Source organism: Nostoc sp. (assembly GCF_036917155.1).
In the GTDB taxonomy this organism is placed as follows: Bacteria; Cyanobacteriota; Cyanobacteriia; order Cyanobacteriales; family Nostocaceae; genus Nostoc.
In genome coordinates, this window is sequence record NZ_JBALDZ010000130.1 from 1 (window position 1) to 3472 (window position 3472).

At 46.1% G+C, this 3472-nt stretch carries 5 protein-coding genes; 1 reads left to right on the forward strand and 4 read right to left on the reverse strand.

The window, feature by feature from the left end; genetic code table 11:
* Positions 1-181 precede the first annotated feature (181 nt).
* From V7K67_RS18000 to petP, 4 genes are all read right to left on the reverse strand, one after another.
* Positions 182-469: a hypothetical protein gene (locus V7K67_RS18000; RefSeq protein ID WP_334731812.1), complete on the reverse strand. Its 288-nt coding sequence runs from the start codon at positions 467-469 to the stop codon at positions 182-184.
* A gap of 109 nt (positions 470-578) precedes the next feature.
* Positions 579-1625, reverse strand: a complete 1047-nt coding sequence (gene chlG, locus V7K67_RS18005; protein WP_334731811.1) for a chlorophyll synthase ChlG — start codon at positions 1623-1625, stop codon at positions 579-581.
* 213 nt (positions 1626-1838) lie between these two features.
* On the reverse strand, positions 1839-2939 hold the full coding sequence (locus tag V7K67_RS18010) for a Get3/ArsA fold putative tail anchor-mediating ATPase NosAFP (RefSeq protein WP_334731810.1): 1101 nt from the start codon (positions 2937-2939) through the stop codon (positions 1839-1841).
* Between the two features lie 121 nt (positions 2940-3060).
* Positions 3061-3252 carry a cytochrome b6f subunit PetP gene (gene petP, locus V7K67_RS18015; protein ID WP_334706173.1) on the reverse strand — a complete coding sequence of 64 codons (192 nt, stop codon included), beginning with the start codon at positions 3250-3252 and terminating at the stop codon, positions 3061-3063.
* On the opposite strand from petP, the gene V7K67_RS18020 reads away from it, so the two are divergent.
* Positions 3251-3472 (forward strand): hypothetical protein (locus V7K67_RS18020; RefSeq protein WP_335167778.1); only part of this gene is annotated, 222 nt, incomplete at its 3' end. The two genes, petP and V7K67_RS18020, sit on opposite strands and share 2 nt — an antisense overlap.

Genomic DNA, 3472 nt, shown 5'->3' on the forward strand with positions numbered 1-3472 from the left:
ATAGCCCTCCTAATTTTCTTCTTGGAGGGCATTTTATTGCTTAACACACCCATTGCGATCGCCCTTGACTAGTAACTAGCAACTTGGGTTAATAGTCATTGGGCATTGGGCATTGGGCATTGGGCATTGGTTATTCTCCTTGTCCCCTCATCTCCCTCATCTCCCTCATCTCTCCCAGTCCCTAATACAGATAAGGATTCGTCTTCGGTTGATAGTCAGAACAATCAATCGCTTCTTCTGTATTGGCAATAGATGGGCGGACAGTACATTTAAGACGGTAATTATCAGTAAAAAATTGGCACCCAGTACAGGGGATTTGATGCATTTGCTTGGCTGTAGTCAGACTATCTCGTGCTGCCGCGCAAAGACTTAAAATAACGAGAATAATTACAGTCCAAGCAACGACAAAGCAAATTGGGACTAACAAAGGTTGAATCCCATTAATGAGGAAAGATATCAGTTTAAACACGGTATGTCCTGATACAAATTAGGAATTAAAAGTATATTACCTCTTAACCAGAGGCGGAGCGTCTCCGGCTTTGCTCCTAATTCCTAACTTCTCACTATGAACCTATAAGTTAAACGCCAGCATGACCTAGCGCTAAACCAGTGACGAGCATTCCTAGAACCAGGAAAGGTTGGGCGCTGGCTTGATACTTAACATCATTCTTCACGGGGTCGCGCAAGAAATACATATCCTGCAAGGTGATTTGCGGGATGATTAACAATACTAGTATTGCTGCATACAAATTCTCATGGATGCTGACGAGATAGGCTGCAATCAATCCCTGAAAGACATCAATCGTCACTACACAAATCCAAGATGCGGTGGTGATGCCAAACATTACGGGTAGTGAATTTAATCCTAACTGGCGATCGCCTTCTACACTCTTAAAATCATTAACAATAGCAATGCCCAATCCAGCCAAGCTGTAGAACATTGTCAAAATCACAATTGTAGAATTCAGTTCACCAAACAAAGCGTGTCCTGTAGACCAAGGTAGAGTTATATAGCTTGCACCTAAGGCGTAACTACCTAGCCAGCCGTTTTGTTTGAGTTTCAGGGGAGGTGCAGAATAAATGTAGGCGATGAAAGAACCGATAATCGCGATCGCTGTAATTGTCGGGAATTCATGACCAGACCACACATCCAGCACAAATGCTAAACCAATACCAGCAATCAGTAATACCCAAATCTGAATAATTACCTGGGGTAGGGGAATTGCCCCAGAGGGGATAGGGCGATAGGGTTCATTAATGGCATCGATTTCGCGATCGTAGTAATCATTGAGGATTTGGGTGTAACCTGTCATCAATGGCCCAGCCAGTAACATACAGGCTGCGACCTTCAACACATTTTCTAGCGTCCAAGTATAGTTTCCAGAAGAAGCCGCACCACAGACTACGCCCCAAATTAGGGGAATCCAGGTAATCGGCTTCATGAGCTGCAAACGAATTTTCCAGATTGAAGTTTCCCCTGGAGATGCACCTTTCATCCCCAACAACTGCCTAGTTTTCGCACTGCGATCGCTCGTTGCTGTTACTTGCTCACTGGAATTAATTGCCACTGAGTCTAGTGCTTCAGACGGGTTAGGGTCTGGGGTAATGGGAGTTGATTCTGACATAAAATTTACTGATTAATTAAGGCATTGGGAATAGGGCATTGGGAATAGGGCATTGGGAATAGGGCATTGGGCATTGAAAAGAGGCAGAGGGGCGGGGTGCTGCTCTTGCTGAGGGGAAAACTCTTCTCCCTTGCTCCCTGCTCCCTGCTCCCCCTCCTCCCTCATCTCCCTCATCTCCCTCATCCCCCATCCCCCAGTCCCCAGTCCCATAACTTAAAACGAAATTATCAAATAATTATTCTGAAATTTTGCTCCAGCAACGGGTCTACCACTCAGAGCCGGTGGTAAGGGAATATTGCGTCGCTGATCTCCGGCTTCTACGGTGACTTCTGGCCCATATTGGGTAAGCTTGACTTGTTTTTTGTCAAATCCTGGCAAGAACAAGCGTACCTGACGATTGTGGATGTTTATTTCAATTGGTTTGGGAGCCTGTAAAGCTTGGGCTTCAAAGTTGGGTAGAGCGTCTATTAGTGGTTGCCAGTCACCTGTGGATGAGTCGGGAATGACGCTCACCTGTAGGGGTATAAACTCCTCTGACAGGTTCACATTTGTCTCCGTAGACACAAGCAGAACACCACCAACAGTTAAACCGATCTGTTGAGCGCTACCCCACAAATAACGAGCATTTGCTACCTCAATGGGGTCTCCTGTAGTCACTAAGAAAGCAGCGAGACGCTTGGGATCGGCTAGAGCAGCTCTCCCCTTTTCTAAGAAATTATTGACTTGGTTAGTGGGCCCTGCAAAATTATCTGCTGTCCAGTTGATATTGAAAAAACTGCTAATCAGCGGTTGAATCAAAGGTGATTCAGTAATTGTCTTCCCCAAATCGGAGTTGACAAATAATTGCCGAAATCGCCGGACATACCAACTCAGAGATTCTGGCAAACCCAACATTCGTAACGTTAAAGAATCGCCCGTACCATCGTAGACGATCGCATCATATTTGCCACTGGCATCATATTCGCGGATAGCATTCAATGCCAGGGCGTTGTCCATCCCCGGCAATACTACCAGTTCTTGACCAAAAACGTCTTTGAAGATGGGCGTGCGGAGATATTGCGCCTCAAGTTTCTTGACTTCATCCCAGCTGCGTTCTAGTAGTACAGATGCTTGAAACTGGACTACTTGCAAATTAGGAGCTATTTCCTGGGGATCGGCAGCAATGGGAGTCCCCAGCAGGATTTGCAATGTTGGTTCTGCTTGTGCTGCTAGGAGTACGCGCTTGCCTTGACTTGCCAATAATTTGGCGGCGGCGATCGCAATTTTGGTACGAGCGGTGCCGCCTTTGCCCAAAAATGTCAATATTAGAGCCATTAGTTGATTCCTATTTTCACCGCCGAGCTTTTCAACTCCAACTTAGCACTCAACAAAGACTCTCAACCTGTGCTGGAAATTTTAGATACCAAGAAAAACTCGGATCTGAGTTCCTTAGCTACTACACAGCTTTGATTTCATCTTCAAAAAACCAAGTGGAAGAATTGTCGTCAAACAGCACCACTACACCGATCCCACCACCATCGGTGACTTTGTAGCCTTGGATGATACCCACTTGTCCGAGTTTTTTTACAATTGGGGGAGAAACGCGATCGCGCAAACGAAAGACTTTAACTTTTTGTCCGATTTCCATGCCTGATTACAATTCAGATAAACCTTCGTCTCAGTTTAGCGGAAACCGTGACTCTGCTCTCACAAATTCAGAGGAGATGGAGGGGATGAGGGAGATGGGGGAGATGGGGGAGATGGGGAAGATGGGGGAGATGAGGGAGATGAGGGAGATGAGGGAGATGAGGGAGATGAGGGAGATGAGGGAGATGAGGGAGATGAGGGAGATGAGGGAGATGAGGGAG